The 16246-nt window shown below is 57.0% G+C and carries 18 protein-coding genes; 8 read left to right on the top strand and 10 right to left on the bottom strand.

Annotation, left to right across the window (positions count from 1 at the left end):
* Positions 1-28: 28 nt before the first annotated feature.
* Positions 29-889, bottom strand: a complete 861-nt coding sequence (rsmI, locus tag BV390_RS07920) for a 16S rRNA (cytidine(1402)-2'-O)-methyltransferase (protein WP_032698740.1) — start codon at positions 887-889, stop codon at positions 29-31.
* 63 nt (positions 890-952) lie between these two features.
* On the opposite strand from rsmI, the gene BV390_RS07915 reads away from it, so the two are divergent.
* Genes BV390_RS07915 through dolP form a run of 4 tightly spaced genes read left to right on the top strand, consistent with a single transcriptional unit; the run spans position 953 to position 4603 of the window.
* Positions 953-3061 (top strand): penicillin-binding protein activator, encoded by a 2109-nt coding sequence (locus BV390_RS07915; protein WP_085396778.1) that lies wholly within the window; start codon positions 953-955, stop codon positions 3059-3061.
* A complete protein-coding gene (locus BV390_RS07910; RefSeq protein ID WP_004868021.1) occupies positions 3019-3405 on the top strand; it encodes a YraN family protein in 387 nt (128 codons plus the stop codon). Before BV390_RS07915 ends, BV390_RS07910 begins: the two co-directional genes overlap by 43 nt.
* A 22-nt stretch (positions 3406-3427) precedes the next feature.
* The gene (gene diaA / locus BV390_RS07905; RefSeq protein WP_004868024.1) at positions 3428-4018 is read left to right on the top strand and encodes a DnaA initiator-associating protein DiaA; all 591 of its coding nucleotides are present in this window, start codon (positions 3428-3430) and stop codon (positions 4016-4018) included.
* Between the two features lie 9 nt (positions 4019-4027).
* Positions 4028-4603 (top strand): division/outer membrane stress-associated lipid-binding lipoprotein, encoded by a 576-nt coding sequence (gene dolP, locus BV390_RS07900; protein ID WP_032690598.1) that lies wholly within the window; start codon positions 4028-4030, stop codon positions 4601-4603.
* Positions 4604-4684: 81 nt separating this feature from the next.
* On the opposite strand, the gene BV390_RS07895 is transcribed toward dolP, so the two are convergent.
* The 3 genes from BV390_RS07895 to BV390_RS07885 form a co-directional block, all read right to left on the bottom strand.
* The gene (locus tag BV390_RS07895; protein WP_047663525.1) at positions 4685-5722 is read right to left on the bottom strand and encodes a permease; all 1038 of its coding nucleotides are present in this window, start codon (positions 5720-5722) and stop codon (positions 4685-4687) included.
* A gap of 42 nt (positions 5723-5764) precedes the next feature.
* Positions 5765-6409, bottom strand: coding sequence for an NAD(P)H-binding protein (locus BV390_RS07890; protein WP_032690596.1), 645 nt, complete (start codon positions 6407-6409; stop codon positions 5765-5767).
* 93 nt (positions 6410-6502) lie between these two features.
* Complete coding sequence (locus tag BV390_RS07885) at positions 6503-6940, bottom strand: YhbP family protein (RefSeq protein ID WP_032690595.1); 438 nt, start codon at positions 6938-6940, stop codon at positions 6503-6505.
* A gap of 46 nt (positions 6941-6986) precedes the next feature.
* On the opposite strand from BV390_RS07885, the gene BV390_RS07880 reads away from it, so the two are divergent.
* Entirely contained in the window at positions 6987-7280 is a 294-nt protein-coding gene (locus BV390_RS07880; protein WP_180889097.1) for a GIY-YIG nuclease family protein, read from the top strand.
* Here BV390_RS07880 and BV390_RS07875 read toward each other — a convergent pair.
* Complete coding sequence (locus BV390_RS07875; protein WP_085396776.1) at positions 7267-7770, bottom strand: GNAT family N-acetyltransferase; 504 nt, start codon at positions 7768-7770, stop codon at positions 7267-7269. The genes BV390_RS07880 and BV390_RS07875 overlap by 14 nt on opposite strands.
* Complete coding sequence (gene ubiT / locus BV390_RS07870) at positions 7764-8288, bottom strand: ubiquinone anaerobic biosynthesis accessory factor UbiT (protein ID WP_032690592.1); 525 nt, start codon at positions 8286-8288, stop codon at positions 7764-7766. Before ubiT ends, BV390_RS07875 begins: the two co-directional genes overlap by 7 nt.
* A 221-nt stretch (positions 8289-8509) precedes the next feature.
* Between ubiT and ubiU the strand changes: the two genes are divergently transcribed.
* From ubiU to BV390_RS07855, 3 genes are all read left to right on the top strand, one after another.
* Positions 8510-9505 (top strand): ubiquinone anaerobic biosynthesis protein UbiU, encoded by a 996-nt coding sequence (gene ubiU / locus BV390_RS07865; RefSeq protein WP_004868047.1) that lies wholly within the window; start codon positions 8510-8512, stop codon positions 9503-9505.
* Between the two features lie 8 nt (positions 9506-9513).
* The gene (locus BV390_RS07860) at positions 9514-10392 is read left to right on the top strand and encodes a U32 family peptidase (RefSeq protein ID WP_046853415.1); all 879 of its coding nucleotides are present in this window, start codon (positions 9514-9516) and stop codon (positions 10390-10392) included.
* A 142-nt stretch (positions 10393-10534) separates the two neighbouring features.
* Complete coding sequence (locus BV390_RS07855; RefSeq protein WP_032697439.1) at positions 10535-11542, top strand: luciferase-like monooxygenase; 1008 nt, start codon at positions 10535-10537, stop codon at positions 11540-11542.
* Positions 11543-11728: 186 nt separating this feature from the next.
* Here the strand turns inward: BV390_RS07855 and mtr are convergent, their stop codons facing one another.
* The 4 genes from mtr to nlpI form a co-directional block, all read right to left on the bottom strand.
* A complete protein-coding gene (gene mtr / locus BV390_RS07850; protein ID WP_032690586.1) occupies positions 11729-12973 on the bottom strand; it encodes a tryptophan permease in 1245 nt (414 codons plus the stop codon).
* Between the two features lie 142 nt (positions 12974-13115).
* Positions 13116-15083, bottom strand: a complete 1968-nt coding sequence (locus BV390_RS07845) for a DEAD/DEAH family ATP-dependent RNA helicase (protein WP_004868054.1) — start codon at positions 15081-15083, stop codon at positions 13116-13118.
* Positions 15076-15156 carry a protein YrbN gene (gene yrbN / locus BV390_RS30605; RefSeq protein WP_099001532.1) on the bottom strand — a complete coding sequence of 27 codons (81 nt, stop codon included), beginning with the start codon at positions 15154-15156 and terminating at the stop codon, positions 15076-15078. Before yrbN ends, BV390_RS07845 begins: the two co-directional genes overlap by 8 nt.
* Positions 15157-15258: 102 nt before the next feature.
* Complete coding sequence (gene nlpI, locus BV390_RS07840) at positions 15259-16143, bottom strand: lipoprotein NlpI (protein WP_004868058.1); 885 nt, start codon at positions 16141-16143, stop codon at positions 15259-15261.
* Positions 16144-16246: the final 103 nt, after the last annotated feature.

The raw sequence follows: 16246 nt of genomic DNA, 5'->3' as shown, positions 1-16246 counted from the left end.
AATGGCCCGGTGTTCCCGGGCCTGTCTCTTATCCCTGCTGCTCCAGCGCATATTTATACAGCGCATTTTTCTTCACGCCGTGAATTTCAGCGGCCAGCGCGGCGGCTTTTTTCAGCGGCAGCTCCGCCTGCAGCAGGGCCAGCGTACGCAGCGCGTCTGCGGGCAGGGCCTCTTCCTGCGCTTTAAATCCTTCGACGATCAGTACCATCTCGCCTTTACGCCGGTTCTCATCCTCTTTCACCCACGCCAGCAGCTCGCCAATTGGCGCACCGTGAATGGATTCCCAGGTTTTGGTCAGCTCGCGCGCCAGCACCACATAGCGGGACTCTCCCAGCACCGTGCAGATATCTTCCAGGCTTTCCAGTAAACGGTGGGTTGATTCGTAAAAGATAATCGTACGCGGCTCTTCTTCCAGCGCCTTCAGCGTATCGCGACGCCCTTTTGATTTTGCCGGCAGGAACCCTTCGTAGCAGAAACGATCGGAAGGCAGGCCTGCCGCGCTGAGCGCAGCAATGGCGGCACAGGGGCCCGGAAGCGGCACCACGCGGATATTTGCCTCGCGACAGGCCCGTACCAGGTGATAGCCCGGATCGTTGATCAGCGGAGTCCCGGCGTCAGACACCAGCGCAATGTTCTGCCCGTCTTTTAATTTCGCCAGAAGTGTTTCAGCTTTTTGCTGTTCATTATGGTCGTGCAGCGCAAATAAACGGGCGTTAATCGCAAAATGCTGGAGCAGCAAACCGGTGTGGCGGGTGTCTTCCGCGGCAACTAAATCAACGGCTTGTAACACTTCCAGGGCACGCTGCGTGATATCAGACAGATTTCCGATCGGAGTGGGCACAATATAGAGCTGCCCCTGAGAATTATCTGCTGATTCGTGTTGTTTCATTGTCTCGTCCGTATTGCCGAATTAATATTGAGCATTGAGCCAAAAAAATATCACTGGATACATATGGTACCGTCAACATTTCTTCGTTCTAAACCCGCGCGTTGTCTGCCCGTACTGCTGGCTGCTTTGATCTTCGCTGGCTGCGGCACCCATACCCCGGATCAAAGCACGGCGTTTTTACAGGGTACGGCACAGGCAGATTCCAGTTACTACCTACAGCAAATGCAGCAAAGCTCGAATGATAGCAAGACCAACTGGCAATTACTCGCCATTCGTGCACTGTTACAGGAAGGCAAAAAGCAGCAAGCCATCGACCTGTTCAACCAGCTGCCGTCTAATCTCAACGGTACCCAGGCCCGCGAGCAATCTCTGCTGTCCGTCGAAGTGAAGCTGGCGCAGAACGATTTCCAGGGCGCTCAGGCGCTGCTGGCGAAGCTCGATCCCGCCAGTTTTGAGCACAATCAGCAGCCGCGATACTGGCAGGCGCAGATTGATGCCAGCCAGGGCCGCCCGTCAATTACGCTGCTGCGTGCCCTGATCGCCCAGCAGCCGCTGCTGAGTCAGGCGAAACAACAGCAGCAGAATATCGACGCGACCTGGAAAGCGCTCACCTCAATGACCCAGGATCAGGCTAACGCGCTGATCATCAATGCCGATGAAAACGTCCTGCAGGGATGGCTGGATCTGCAACGCATGTGGTTTGACAACCGTAACGATCCCACCCTACTCAAAGCCGGCGTGAAAGACTGGCAAACCCGCTATCCGCAGAACCCTGGCGCGAAAATGCTGCCAACGGCGCTGGTGAATATGCAAAATTATAAACCGGCTTCAACCAATAAGATCGCGCTCCTGCTGCCGCTCAACGGCCAGGCCGCGGTCTTCGGCCGTACCATCCAGCAAGGCTTTGAAGCGGCGAAAAATGGCGCGCCGACCGTCGCCGGAAGCGCCGTTCCTGCCCAGGTTGCGCAGGCCGCCAATGTCGCCAGTAGCGACGTCGTGAGCCCTTCGCAGGCGGAAGTGGGCGACCTGACCTCAGCCAATACCGCGCCGGTTCCTGTTCAGGCGCCAGCGGCCGATCGGGCGCCGGCTCCGGTGACGGCAGCGGCCGCCACTCAGGCCGCTGCTGCGCCGGAGCAGTCAGCCACCAGCGACGCCGCCGCGACGACCGCACAACCTGCGGTCAGCGCACCGCAGGCCCAGCCGGTTGCCACCACCCCGGCCAATCCTTCGGCTGAACTGAAAATTTACGACACCACCACGCAACCAATGAGTCAGCTGCTCGCGCAGGTACAGCAGGATGGCGCCACCCTCGTCGTCGGCCCGCTGCTCAAAGATAACGTCGAGGAGGTCATCAAGAGCAACACCTCGCTCAACGTGCTGGCGCTGAACCAGCCGGAGAAAGTCGAAAATCGCGCCAATATTTGCTATTTCGCCCTCTCGCCGGAAGATGAAGCCCGTGACGCGGCGCGCCATATTCACGATCAGGGCAAACAAACGCCGCTGCTGCTGGCGCCTCGCGGCGCGCTCGGCGATCGCGTGGTGAACGCCTTTGCCAACGAGTGGTTAAAACTGGGTGGCGGAACCGTTCTGCAGCAGCGCTTTGGTTCAGCTTCTGAGCTGAAATCCAGCGTCAACAGCGGTATCTCTCTGAGCGGAACGCCCGTTTCTACGCTGCCGTCAGCGTCTGACAGCAGCCTCGGCAACCCGGAAGATGTCCCGGTCAGCAGTAGCGGTGGCGTCGACGCCGCCTGGATCCTGGCGACGCCGGAACAGATTGCCTATATCAAACCGATGATCGCCCTGCGCAACGGCAGCCAGAGCAATGTCACCCTGTACGCCAGCTCCCGTAGCGCCCAGGGCACTGCCGGCCCAGATTTCCGCCTGGAGATGGAAGGTTTGCAGTATAGTGAGATCCCGATGCTGGCCGGCAGCAACCCGGCGCTGATGCAGCAGGCGCTCTCCGCCGTGCGCAACGATTATTCACTGGCTCGCCTGTATGCAATGGGCGCGGATGCCTGGTCGCTGGCTAACCATTTCGCCCAGATGCGCCAGACGCCGGGCTTCGAGCTGAACGGTAACACCGGCGATCTGACGGCCACGCAGGACTGCGTGATCAACAGGAAATTGTCATGGCTCAAGTACCAACACGGACAGATCGTCGCAGCCAACTAACCAAACAGACCGGAGATGCCTGGGAAAACCAGGCTCGCCGGTGGCTGGAAAGCCGGGGGCTGCATTTTATCGCCGCCAACGCCCGTGAGCGGGGCGGTGAAATTGACCTCATCATGCGCGATGGCGCGGTAACCGTTTTTGTGGAAGTGCGCTATCGGCGCAGCGCAAGCTACGGGGATGCCGCCTCCAGCGTCACGCAAAAAAAACAACAAAGACTCCTCCAGGCTGCTCGCCTGTGGCTCTCCCGGCAGAATGGGAGCTTTGACACTGTGGATTGCCGTTTCGATGTGGTAGCCTTCACCGGAAACGACATCCAATGGCTGAGAAACGCCTTTGGCGAATAGCGTAAATGAATTAAGGGATCCCGTGCTCGATAGAATTAAAGCCTGCTTTACTGAAAGCATTCAAACCCAAATTGCAGCAGCGGAAGCTCTCCCGGATGCCATCTCCCGTGCGGCCTTGACCCTGGTACAGTCGCTGCTTAATGGCAACAAAATCCTCTGTTGTGGCAATGGCACCTCTGCCGCCAACGCACAGCATTTTGCTGCCAGCATGATTAATCGTTTTGAAACAGAGCGTCCTGGTTTACCCGCCATTGCACTAAATACCGATAATGTGGTCTTAACCGCAATTGCCAACGATCGCCTGCACGACGAAATCTACGCCAAGCAGGTTCGCGCGTTAGGCCATGCAGGTGATGTTCTGCTGGCCATTTCCACGCGCGGCAATAGTCGGGACATCGTGAAAGCCGTTGAAGCTGCCGTCACCCGCGATATGACCATCGTCGCACTCACCGGCTACGACGGCGGTGAGCTGGCTGGCCTGCTGGGCCAGCAGGATGTCGAAATCCGCATTCCGTCTCATCGCAGCGCGCGAATTCAGGAAATGCATATGCTCACCGTTAACTGTCTGTGCGATTTGATTGATAACACGCTTTTTCCACACCAGGACGATTAAGGAGAACACATGAAGGCTCTCTCGCCCCTCGCCATCATTCTTTCTGCGCTACTGCTACAAGGATGCGTTGCCGCAGCGGTAGTCGGAACGGCAGCTGTCGGCACCAAAGCCGCCACGGACCCGCGTACGGTAGGTACTCAGGTTGATGACAGTACGCTGGAACTGCGCGTCAACAGCGCGCTGTCGAAAGACGAGCAAATTAAGAAACAGGCCCGGATTAACGTTACCGCCTATCAGGGCAAAGTCCTGCTGACCGGTCAGTCTCCGGTGGCGGATCTCTCCGCGCGCGCGAAACAAATTGCGATGGGCGTCGAAGGGACAACGGAAGTCTTTAACGAAGTACGTCAGGGCCAGCCGATTGGTTTAGGTACCGCCTCTTCCGATACCTGGATTACCACAAAAGTACGCTCTCAGCTGCTGGGCACCGATCAGGTCAAATCGTCAAACGTCAAAGTGACGACCGAGAATGGCGAAGTGTTCCTGATGGGTCTGGTCACGGACCGTGAAGGCCGTGCGGCGGCAGATATCGCCAGCCGGGTCAGCGGCGTGTCGCGCGTGACCACCGCCTTTACCTATATCAAGTAAGTAGCAAAAATAGTCCCGGCTCGCGCAATGCTGAGCCGGGTGACTAACCGGGCAAGGCGGTAGCCGCAGCCCGGGATTTCATCAGAGTAACGCCAGTCCGCCAACCACCGCACCACATAGCGCCACCAGCCCACCGGTCAGCCACAGCGCTTTCGCCGGAAAAGCCTTACGCAACATAATCAACGACGGCACGCTGACCGCAGGCAACGTGATGAGCAGCGCCAGCGCCGGGGCAAACCCCATTCCCGCCAGCATCATGGTCTGGACGATAGGGATCTCCGCCGCGGTAGGGATGACAAACAGACAGCCGGCTATCGCCATCGCCACCACCCAGAACAGGGTATTCCCCACCACGCCATCGGCATGCGGGAACAGCCAGACGCGCGCCGCCCCCAGCACCAGGACCGCCAGAATATAGACCGGGATAGTATTCCAGAACAGGGTCCAGAGCGCCCTCAGCCAGCGGGATAAAAAAGGTCCCTGCGCGGTATCACCGACAGCCGGAAGATCTGACGGTTGCGTTGCCGCCTCTTTGACCCATTTTTGCACCAGCGTCGCCACGATCAACACCGTTGCCAGCCCGGCAACCAGGCGAATCAACGCAAACTGCCAGCCCAGCACAAACCCCATAAACACCAGCGTTGCCGGATTCAGCAACGGGTTGCCCATCCAGAACGCCAGTGCGCCGCCCATCGATACCTGCTGCTTACGCATTCCCGCCGCAACCGGTGCGGCGCAGCAAGTACACATCATACCGGGCAGAGAAAACAGCACGCCTGAGAGCGTACCGCGAAATCGAGACTGGCCCAACGTACGCAGCAGCCAGTCGCGCGGGATCAGCACCTGAATCAGCGAACCAAGCAGGACGCCCAGCACCGCCGCTTTCCAGACAGCCAGGAAGTAGACCGCCGCGTAGTCCCATGCCGCTTTGAACGGATTGGCATCGGCCTGGGCGAGGATCGATTTACCGATACTGTGCGTTTCTGCGGCCGTAAACGCCTTGCCATAGTAAGGCTGCCATTTGACGAACCACAGGCCAACGATGACAACGAGAAAAAAGAGCGCGGGTTTCCACCATTGAAACGGTGATGCCGCCTGAGATGAAGACTGACCAGCCATAGCATTCCCCAGGAAAGATGTGGTGATGTGAAGCGCAGAATACTACGCTTCGCTGGCCGCAATTTCACGCAGTTTTGCCGATGGCAGAATCGTCACGCCCTCCCGGCCTGGGGTCAGCGCTTCGCTAAGCATCGCCTGCGCCACCTCATGGGCATGGATAGATTTCCAGTTTCCCGGCAGCAGTCGGAACAATGGCGCCAGCACCGCTTCATTGGCCCTTTTTTGCTCTCGATCGCCCAGCAGCATCGACGGTCGCAAAATCGTCAGACGCGTCCACGGCTGCGCGCGCAGCGCCTCTTCCATTTCGCCTTTAACGCGGTTGTAGAAGAACATCGAATGCGGATTGGCCCCCATCGCGCTGACCACCAGCATGTGCTTTGCGCCCAGCCGTAGCCCGGTGAGCGCCGTATCCACCACCAGCCGGTAGTCAGCCTGAATGAAGGCGGCTTTACTGCCCGCGTCTCGCAACGTGGTCCCCAGGCAGCAAAACACGATATCGACGGGGTCAACAACCTGCGCCAGCGCATCACTCAACTGAGGCGCATGAGGATTCAGCACGCCCTCGGCATCCGCCAGCGGGCGGCGGGTCGCTGCGGTTATCGCCGCAATGCCCGGCGCCTGGATCAGCATTCGAAGTAAGTGCCCACCAACTAATCCGGTAGCCCCTGTTATTAGCACCTGGCTCATTATGCCCCCTGAAAAATCAGCCCTTCAGCGGCGGACGCCGCGGTAACAAGAGTATGTGGGAAAGATGGGACTCTGCACGTCCGTTACGGGCTTTCACTCGCTATCGGAATGACGTAGCCAGTGTAACTTGGTGCCGAACCCCAGCGTGTTATCGGTGAACTTGAGCTCATCCGGACGGATTTCCCAGACCGGCGCCCGCAGCATCCTGGCGATCGGAAAGCGGTTGACGTACCGCGCACGCATCACCGCTTCCTCATCACCTGAAAGACGACGAATTTCACCTTTGAACTGGACGCCGCGAATACGGGCAACGGTTTTCGGCTGGCCATTTACGGTGCCGGCGACCTTTGCGCGCTGGCCGGTCATCTGCCCGTGGCGGGTATTGTCATCACTGAGGAGATAGAAGGCGACGTTTTGCGAGTCATACACATAGAACGCATTGGCGCACCACAGCTCTTCCTCGCTGGCAACGCACCAGGTAATCACATGCTGTTTGCCAAGCCAGCGGCTGATAGCAGCGAGCGTATCCATCTTTACTCTCCGGTATGTTATGGTGCATCTACCTTAACATACCGATATTTCTACCGTGCGCTGGTTTCTCTATTTGATACGTACCGCCGATAATCGCCTTTACACCGGGATTACTACCGATGTTGCGCGCCGTTTTTGTCAGCATCAGGATGGCAAGGGAGCAAAAGCATTGCGGGGAAAAGGCGAACTGCAGCTGGCGTTCAGCCAGGAAGTTGGTGAACACTCACTTGCACTACGAGTGGAGTATCGCATCAAGCAGCTAACGAAGCGCCAGAAAGAGCGCCTCGTTGCCGGAGATGGTTCTTTTGAGACTCTGCTGGAGAGCCTCAGAGACGGTTAAAGCGATCGCTGTACTCTACCAGCCCATGCACCCCTTCCAGCGCGTCATCGGCCAACGGGCGCACCTGGAACGCCTCGGCGGTATCCGCCCAGCGGCAACGCAGATCGAAGCGGGCTGCCGGCTCAAAGCCGAGGCGGCCGTAGAAGGCCGGATCGCCCAGTGTCACCACTGCGGCATAGCTAAACTCATTCAATGAATCCAGCCCTTCGTAGACCAGCTGGCTGCCGATTCCCTGGCTGCGATAATTTTCATCTACCGCCAGCGGCGCCAGCCCAACCCACTGCAGTTCTTCGCCTTCAACGGAGACCGGGCTGAAGGCGGCATAGCCAATAACCTGCCCTTCATCATCTGTCGCCACCACGCCCAGCGTGATCAGACCGTCTTCACGTAAATCGTGCACCAGCTGCGCTTCGGCATCGCTGCCAAACGTACGGCGCAATAACGCGTCGATTCCCGGTGCATCAATCCCAATTTCAACTCGAATCAGCATGCCTCACCTACCGATGTCTGTTCAGGTTTCCGCGGGCCGTTCAGCCCCGCTTCAACAAAGTCAGCCAGCTGCAGCAGCATCACGCGCAGCGCTTTTGGCATCTGCTCCAGCTCAATGGCATCCATCAGGTTTTTTACATACAGCCCCAGCTCAGTATCACCTTCGATGACCAGCCGACGCTGGAAGAACAACGTATCCGGATCCTGCTTACGCGCGGCGATCATCAGCAGATCGCTGGCATCGGCGCTGAAGCTCACATCCGCTTCGGCCGTAGAGCTGACCACCAGACGCCCTTCGCTCACCGAGGTATACCACAGCAGACCGATATCACGCACATTAATACTTAACCAGCGGCCTTCGAGAAAATCCAGTTCGCCATCTTCCAGAGCCTGACGAAACTGCCAGCTTAATACCTGCTCCAGCACCTGGCGCTTGAGGGCAAAAGGCGCCAGCTTAACCGGCACGCTCATCAAAGACGGGCCAAAGTGGACCAGCCGGGAACGCAATTTATCCAACACAAGCCTTACTCCATGAAAGCAATAGTTCCGCTATTGTGCCATATCAAATAAACGACATAGCGGCGTAAATCAACAAAATCACAACGACGGATACCTATTATTGGCGCCGTCAATACGCTTTTAACTGCCTCAAATCAAAAATTGTCACCAGAAGGTTAACTAAAATCCCTGCTCATTAACCCTATCAGCGTCCCTACGGGCCGCATTTTTCAGGAAAAATTATGGAGCTGCTCTGCCCAGCCGGCAACCTTCCGGCACTTAAGGCGGCCATCGAAAACGGTGCCGATGCCGTCTATATCGGGCTGAAAGATGACACTAACGCCCGCCACTTTGCCGGCCTTAATTTCACCGAAAAGAAACTGCAGGAAGCCGTTAGCTTTGTGCATCAGCACCGTCGTAAGCTGCATATCGCGATCAATACCTTTGCACATCCTGACGGTTATGCCCGCTGGCAGCGCGCGGTAGACATGGCGGCACAGCTGGGCGCGGATGCCTTAATCCTTGCCGATATCGCCATGCTGGAATACGCCGCGGAGCGTTATCCGCATATTGAACGCCACGTTTCGGTACAGGCGTCGGCAACCAACGAAGAGGCAGTGCGTTTCTATCACCGCAATTTCGATGTCGCCCGCGTTGTGCTACCGCGCGTGCTCTCGATTCATCAGGTAAAACAGCTGGCTCGCACGACGCCGGTTCCGCTGGAGGTCTTCGCCTTCGGTAGCCTGTGCATCATGGCAGAAGGCCGCTGCTACCTCTCTTCCTACCTGACCGGCGAATCGCCGAATACCGTCGGCGCCTGCTCACCTGCGCGCTTTGTCCGCTGGCAACAAACGCCGCAGGGTCTGGAATCACGCCTCAACGAAGTGCTGATCGATCGCTATCAGGATGGCGAAAATGCCGGTTACCCGACGCTGTGCAAGGGCCGCTATCTGGTAGATGGCGAGCGCTATCATGCGCTGGAAGAGCCAACCAGCCTGAATACGCTGGAGCTACTGCCGGAACTGATGGCGGCCAATATTGCGTCGGTGAAAATTGAAGGTCGTCAGCGCAGCCCCGCCTATGTCACCCAGGTGGCGAAAGTCTGGCGCCAGGCGATCGATCGCTGCAAAGCCGATCCGCAAAACTTTATTCCGCAATCCGCATGGATGGAGACGCTCGGTGCCATGTCCGAAGGGACACAAACCACCCTTGGCGCCTACCACCGTAAATGGCAGTGAGAAAAGTAATGAAATATTCATTAGGGCCGGTGCTTTACTACTGGTCGAAAGAGACGCTGGAAGATTTTTACCAGCAGGCCGCACGTTCCAGTGCCGATACTATCTATCTGGGCGAAGCCGTATGCAGCAAACGCCGCGCCACCAAAGTGGGCGACTGGCTGGAGATGGCGAAAGCGCTGGCGGGCAGCGGTAAGCAGGTGGTGCTCTCCACGCTTGCGCTGGTGCAGGCCTCTTCCGAACTCAATGAGCTGAAGCGCTATGTCGATAACGGCGAATTTCTGATCGAAGCCAGCGACCTTGGCGTCGTCAATATGTGCGCAGAGCGCAAACTGCCTTTCGTCGCCGGACATGCGCTCAACTGCTATAACGCCGTCACCCTGCGTCTGCTGCGTAAACAAGGAATGATGCGCTGGTGCATGCCGGTTGAGCTGTCTCGCGACTGGCTGGTGAACCTGCTCGCCCAGTGCGAAGAGCTCGGTCTGCGCGATCAGTTCGAAGTAGAAGTCCTGAGCTACGGCCACCTGCCGCTGGCCTACTCTGCCCGCTGCTTTACCGCACGTTCCGAAGATCGCCCGAAAGATGAATGCGAGACCTGCTGCATCAAGTACCCGAACGGGCGCAGCGTGCTGTCCCAGGAGAATCAGCAGGTGTTTGTCCTGAACGGTATTCAGACCATGAGCGGCTATGTCTATAACCTCGGCAACGAACTGGCGTCGATGCAGGGGCTGGTCGATATGGTGCGCCTGTCACCGCTGGGCAACGATACCTTTGCTATGCTCGATGCTTTCCGCGCCAATGAAAACGGCGCCTCGCCGCTGCCGCTGATCGCCAACAGTGACTGTAACGGTTACTGGAAACGACTGGCCGGGCTGGAACTGCAGTCCTGAAAATAGCTCGCTTTGTTAACAGCATGCTTCGTCTTTTCATGCAGTATGAAAGCTGCAGCTTTTCTGGCTGGCGCTCGCTGAATGCGCCAGGCTGGAAGAAGACCTTCAATCTGATGACGATGCTGTAACAAAGTGAGCCTTTATGACTGACAAATCTATTCCGTTCTCGGTGCTCGATCTGGCACCGATCCCCGAGGGTTCTTGCGCCAAAACGGCCTTCTCGCACTCTCTGGATCTCGCTCGCCTGGCTGAAAAACGCGGCTATCACCGCTATTGGCTGGCGGAACATCACAACATGGTTGGCATTGCCAGCGCCGCAACATCGGTGCTTATCGGTTATCTGGCAGCGAATACCACGACGCTGCATCTGGGATCCGGTGGCGTGATGTTACCCAACCATTCACCGCTGGTGATCGCCGAACAGTTCGGTACGCTCAATACCTTATATCCCGGGCGTATCGACCTGGGGCTTGGCCGTGCGCCGGGCAGCGACCAGCGTACGATGATGGCGCTCCGCCGTCATATGGGCGGGGATGTTGATAACTTCCCGCGCGATGTCGCCGAACTGGTGGACTGGTTTGATGCCCGCGATCCCAATCCGCACGTGCGCCCGGTTCCCGGTTACGGAGAGAAGATCCCGGTGTGGCTGTTAGGCTCCAGTCTGTACAGCGCGCAGCTGGCGGCGCAGCTTGGCCTGCCCTTTGCCTTCGCTTCGCACTTCGCGCCGGATATGTTATTCCAGGCGCTGCATCTCTACCGCACCCAGTTCAAACCGTCCGAACGCTTAGCGAAACCGTACGCCATGGTATGTATTAATATCATCGCCGCCGATAGCAACCGTGATGCCGAATTCCTGTTCACCTCGATGCAACAGGCATTCGTGAAACTGCGTCGCGGCGAAACCGGTCAGCTGCCGCCGCCGGTGGAAAATATGCATCAACTGTGGTCTGCCTCAGAACAGTATGGAGTCCAGCAGGCGCTCAGCATGTCGCTGGTTGGGGATAAAGCCAAAATCCGCCACGGGCTGGAATCCATTTTGCGGGAAACCCAGGCCGATGAGCTGATGGTGAACGGCCAGATCTTCGATCATCAGGCGCGCTTGCATTCGTTTGATTTAGCGATGCAGGTGAAAGAGGAGTTGCTGGGGTAGTTTTTTGCCGGATGACGGCGGCGTCTTATCCGGCCTGCTCATCCCCTGTAAGCCCGGTCAGCCTTGCGCCACCGGGCATTGTGGCTTCGAGTTGGCGGGGGCGTTTTTGCCGAATGACGGCGGCGCCTTATCCGGCCAGCTCATCCCCTGTAAGCCCGGTCAGCTTCGCGCCACCGGGCATGCTGTTTACTGGTAAACAGGCAACAGATTAAAGCTCGATAAGAAATGCACGATAATGTTACCGGCGCCAAACAGCAGAATCAGCACAATCATCGGCGTTCCACCCCAGACACGAAACTGTGGGCTGCCGAAGCGCTTGCGCGATGCGCGGGCCAGCAGCGCCGGGACAATCGCCGCCCAGATGGTTGCGGCCAGACCGGCATAGCCGATGGCATACAGGAAACCATTGGGCTGCAGCAGGCCGCCGATGATCGGTGGAACAAAGGTCAGGAGCGCGGTCTTAAAACGGCCGAGAGCAGAATCATCAAAACCAAACAGGTCCGCCAGGTAGTCAAACAGGCCCAGGGTTACCCCAAGGAAAGAGCTGGCAACGGCGAAGTTCGAGAACACCACCAGTAACAGATCCAGACTACGGCTGTTGAGCACCCCGCTCAATGCCTGTACCAGCACATCAATATTGCCGCCCTTCTGCGCGATACCGATAAACTCAGGGCGTGGAATGTTGCCCATCGTCACCAGTAACCAGACGACATACAGCCCCAGAGCCAGCAGCGTGCCGTAAACCAGGCAACGGGTTATGGTCCGGGGATCTTTGCCATAATACTTCATCAGACTCGGTACGTTACCGTGATAGCCAAAGGAGGCCAGGCAAAACGGGAGGGTCATCAACAGGTACGGCGTGTAGGATGCATTCTTTTCGGCGACGTTAAACAGTGTCGTCGGCTCAACGTGCCCCAGCAGACTTCCGAAGGTCAGGAAGAAGGTAATAACCTTGGCTCCCAGTACGATTGCCGTCATTCGGCTCACCGCTTTGGTACTCAACCAGACGATAAAAGCCACCAGCAGCGCAAAGCCAAAGCCCGCTGCCCGCGCCGGCACATGCAATGAAAGCTCCGAGAAGGTATGGTGCAGTATGGAGCCGCTGGCCGAGATATAGGCGTAGGTCAGAATATAGAGCACAAAAGCGATCGACAGACCGTTGACCAGATTCCAGCCTTTCCCCAGCAGATCTTTGGTGATGGTGTCGAAGCTGGAGCCAATACGGTAGTTCAGGTTCGCTTCCAGAATCATCAGTCCGGAATGGAGCATGCAAAACCAGGTAAAGATCAGCGCAGCCAGCGACCAGAAGAACCACGCACCGGACATGACCACCGGCAGCGAAAACATGCCTGCGCCAATGATGGTCCCGCCGATTATCACCACGCCGCCAAATAAGGACGGTCGGGTTGCCGTAGTGGTAAGTGTCGCCATTTGCCGAAATCTCCAGTCATTCATGCTTTTCGTTGTTAACGCGCAGCACTGTACCAGTACACGAGTACAAAAGAAATAAAAAAAGCCCCAATCATCACGATCGGGGCTGTATTATTTACTTTACGCTAGCGGAGTGCGCTAATTACGCATCGCCACCGAAACGACGACGACCAGCGGAATCATCACGGCGCGGAGCCGCAGCTGCATCATCACGACGCGGAGCACGAGCACCGTCACGACGTTCGCCGCTGAAACGACGACCATCACCACGGCCGCCTTCACGACGCTCACCACCACCGAAGTTGCGGCCGCCTTCACGACGTTCGCCACCGAATGCGCGACCGCCTTCACGGCGCTCACCACCGCCACGACGCTCGCCGCCACGGTCCGGACGCGGCTGAGCATCGCCCAGCAGCTGCATGTTCATCGGCTTGTTCAGGATGCGAGTACGAGTGAAGTGCTGCAGAACTTCGCCCGGCATGCCTTTCGGCAGTTCGATCGTGGAGTGGGTACCGAACAGCTTGATGTTACCGATGTAACGGCTGCTGATGTCGCCTTCGTTAGCGATAGCGCCAACAATATGACGAACTTCAACGCCATCATCGCGGCCCACTTCAATGCGATACAGTTCCATATCGCCCACGTCGCGACGTTCGCGCTTAGGACGATCTTCACCGCTACGCTCCGGACGGTCGCCACGCGGACCACGGTCGTTGCGGTCGCCACGGCGCTCGAAACGATCGTCACGGTCGCGGAATTCACGCTTAGGACGCATCGGTGCATCCGGCGGCAGAATCAGCGGACGTTCGCCCTGAGCCATTTTCAGCAGGGCTGCGGCCAGGGTTTCGATATCCAGCTCTTCACCTTCAGCAGACGGCTGGATTTTCGCCAGCAGCGCACGGTACTGATCCAGATCGCTGCTTTCCAGCTGCTGCTGAACTTTGGCGGCAAATTTTTCCAGACGGCGTTTGCCCAGCAGTTCTGCGTTCGGCAGTTCGACTTCCGGGATCGTCAGCTTCATGGTGCGTTCGATGTTACGCAGCAGGCGGCGTTCACGGTTCTCAACGAACAGCAGCGCGCGGCCAGCACGACCCGCACGACCGGTACGGCCGATACGGTGAACGTAAGACTCGGAGTCCATCGGGATATCATAGTTAACAACCAGGCTGATACGCTCAACGTCAAGGCCACGAGCCGCAACGTCGGTCGCAATCAGGATATCCAGACGGCCATCTTTCAGACGCTCCAGAGTCTGCTCACGCAGCGCCTGGTTCATGTCGCCGTTCAGCGCGGCGCTGTTGTAGCCGCTACGCTCCAGCGCTTCAGCCACTTCCAGGGTCGCGTTTTTGGTACGAACGAAGATAATCGCCGCATCAAAATCTTCCGCTTCCAGGAAACGCACCAGCGCTTCATTTTTACGCATACCGTAAGCAGTCCAGTAGCTCTGGCTGATGTCCGGGCGAGTCGTGACGCTGGACTGGATGCGCACTTCCTGCGGCTCTTTCATAAAGCGGCGGGTAATGCGACGGATCGCTTCCGGCATGGTGGCAGAGAACAGAGCGGTCTGATGACCTTCCGGGATCTGCGCCATAATCGTTTCTACGTCTTCGATGAAGCCCATACGCAACATTTCGTCAGCTTCATCCAGTACCAGACCGCTCAGTTTAGAGAGATCAAGAGTACCGCGCTTCAGGTGGTCCAGCAGACGACCTGGGGTACCCACAACGATTTGTGGTCCCTGGCGCAGAGCACGCAGCTGCACGTCATAACGCTGGCCGCCGTAAAGGGCTACCACGTTTACGCCGCGCATATGTTTAGAGAAGTCCGTCATTGCTTCAGCAACCTGTACCGCCAGTTCGCGGGTCGGCGCCAGCACCAGAATTTGCGGTGCTTTCAGCTCAGGATCAAGATTGTTCAGCAGCGGTAAAGAGAACGCTGCGGTTTTACCGCTACCCGTCTGGGCCATACCCAGAACGTCGCGGCCGCCCAGAAGATGCGGAATGCACTCAGCCTGGATCGGAGATGGTTTTTCGTAACCCAGATCGTTAAGCGCTTCAAGGATGGGAGCCTTCAGGCCCAGATCTGCAAAAGTGGTTTCGAATTCAGCCATGTAGTACGTGTGCCTCAAAATTAATGGCGGCCAGTCTACATAACTCAACGTGAAAATTTAGAGTAATTTTCATTGAAAAGTGTGAACCGGCTCAAAGTAGGTGTATTAACGAACAACAACGCCCTCACCCGTTAAGGTGATGGCAAACAAAAAAATGGGCTGATGTGTTCGTCAGCTATTGCTGGTCCGATTCTGCCAGGTCATCTTGCTCCTGGCCCAAGAGCGATAATTCCAACAATGCGTATCGGTGCTCAACGTAGTTGTGAACGTTGTTTGCGACCGCCAGTTTGAACAGTGCCGTAGCGCTGTCCTTGTCCCCCAGACTTAGGTAGTACTTACCTAAATAGAAGTTGGTTTCACTGAGATGCTCAGCGAGCGAGGTGTTATCCGTTGCGTCTGCCTTCAAACGGTCCATCAACGTTTTTTCGTTGATGTCGCTAAGGTAGAACTCGACAATGTTCCATCCCCATTGTTCTTTATCCGATTTGTCGAAGCGCTGTTTCAGTGCTTCAAGCGCCTGCTTCTCGTCGAGTTTACGCTCAGCGAGGTAAAGCCACAGGCTACGGAAAGGATCATTGGGATCGTCTTGATAAAACGCCAGCAGATCATCTTGCGCTAACTTAGCGCGACCGCCGTAATACAGGGCGATACCGCGATTCAAGTGCGCGTAGTTGTAAGTTGGATCAAGCTCAAGTACAGAATCAAACGCTTCATAGGCAGCATCAAAATTGCCTGCCTGCGTTAAATAAATGCCTAAGTAATTGAATACTTCAGGCATATCAGGTCGGATTGCCAACGCTTGTGAAAAATCATTTCGCGCTAATGCCCTCAGACCGAGACTATCATACAACACTCCGCGCTCATATAAAAGCTGTGCGCGTTCGTCATCGGTTAAAGCCCGACTGGCAAGAATTTGTTCCATGCGCGCCAGAATCACTTCTTGCTGCAAAGTCGGTTGCAATGGCACCGCGAGGACTGCGTCCTTACGCCAGGCAGAGTTGCTGCATCCTGCCAGCGTGAGAGCTGTCGCCACGAAACACCAGCGCAAAAAAGGCTTCATTTCCCACTCCCGAAGACAACGATTGGATGAACGTCCAGTTCCCCGGCTGCAAACAGGGCGTCCTGCCCGTAATACGCCCTCCGCCAACGCGGAGGGCAAACGG

This window comes from Klebsiella sp. YJ (genome assembly GCF_002108615.1).
GTDB classification, from domain to species: Bacteria; Pseudomonadota; Gammaproteobacteria; order Enterobacterales; family Enterobacteriaceae; genus Klebsiella; species Klebsiella planticola.
Note: the sequence above shows the minus strand (reverse complement) of the source record. Positions and strands in the feature narration are given on the sequence as shown.

Coding starts and splice junctions, on each gene's coding strand:
- rsmI (WP_032698740.1), bottom strand. CDS start 889: ATGAAACAACACGAATCAGCAGATAATTCTCAGGGGCAGCTCTATATT.
- BV390_RS07915 (WP_085396778.1), top strand. CDS start 953: ATGGTACCGTCAACATTTCTTCGTTCTAAACCCGCGCGTTGTCTGCCC.
- BV390_RS07910 (WP_004868021.1), top strand. CDS start 3,019: ATGGCTCAAGTACCAACACGGACAGATCGTCGCAGCCAACTAACCAAA.
- dolP (WP_032690598.1), top strand. CDS start 4,028: ATGAAGGCTCTCTCGCCCCTCGCCATCATTCTTTCTGCGCTACTGCTA.
- BV390_RS07895 (WP_047663525.1), bottom strand. CDS start 5,722: ATGGCTGGTCAGTCTTCATCTCAGGCGGCATCACCGTTTCAATGGTGG.
- BV390_RS07890 (WP_032690596.1), bottom strand. CDS start 6,409: ATGAGCCAGGTGCTAATAACAGGGGCTACCGGATTAGTTGGTGGGCAC.
- BV390_RS07885 (WP_032690595.1), bottom strand. CDS start 6,940: ATGGATACGCTCGCTGCTATCAGCCGCTGGCTTGGCAAACAGCATGTG.
- BV390_RS07875 (WP_085396776.1), bottom strand. CDS start 7,770: ATGCTGATTCGAGTTGAAATTGGGATTGATGCACCGGGAATCGACGCG.
- ubiU (WP_004868047.1), top strand. CDS start 8,510: ATGGAGCTGCTCTGCCCAGCCGGCAACCTTCCGGCACTTAAGGCGGCC.
- BV390_RS07860 (WP_046853415.1), top strand. CDS start 9,514: ATGAAATATTCATTAGGGCCGGTGCTTTACTACTGGTCGAAAGAGACG.
- BV390_RS07855 (WP_032697439.1), top strand. CDS start 10,535: ATGACTGACAAATCTATTCCGTTCTCGGTGCTCGATCTGGCACCGATC.
- mtr (WP_032690586.1), bottom strand. CDS start 12,973: ATGGCGACACTTACCACTACGGCAACCCGACCGTCCTTATTTGGCGGC.
- BV390_RS07845 (WP_004868054.1), bottom strand. CDS start 15,083: ATGGCTGAATTCGAAACCACTTTTGCAGATCTGGGCCTGAAGGCTCCC.
- yrbN (WP_099001532.1), bottom strand. CDS start 15,156: ATGAAAATTACTCTAAATTTTCACGTTGAGTTATGTAGACTGGCCGCC.
- nlpI (WP_004868058.1), bottom strand. CDS start 16,143: ATGAAGCCTTTTTTGCGCTGGTGTTTCGTGGCGACAGCTCTCACGCTG.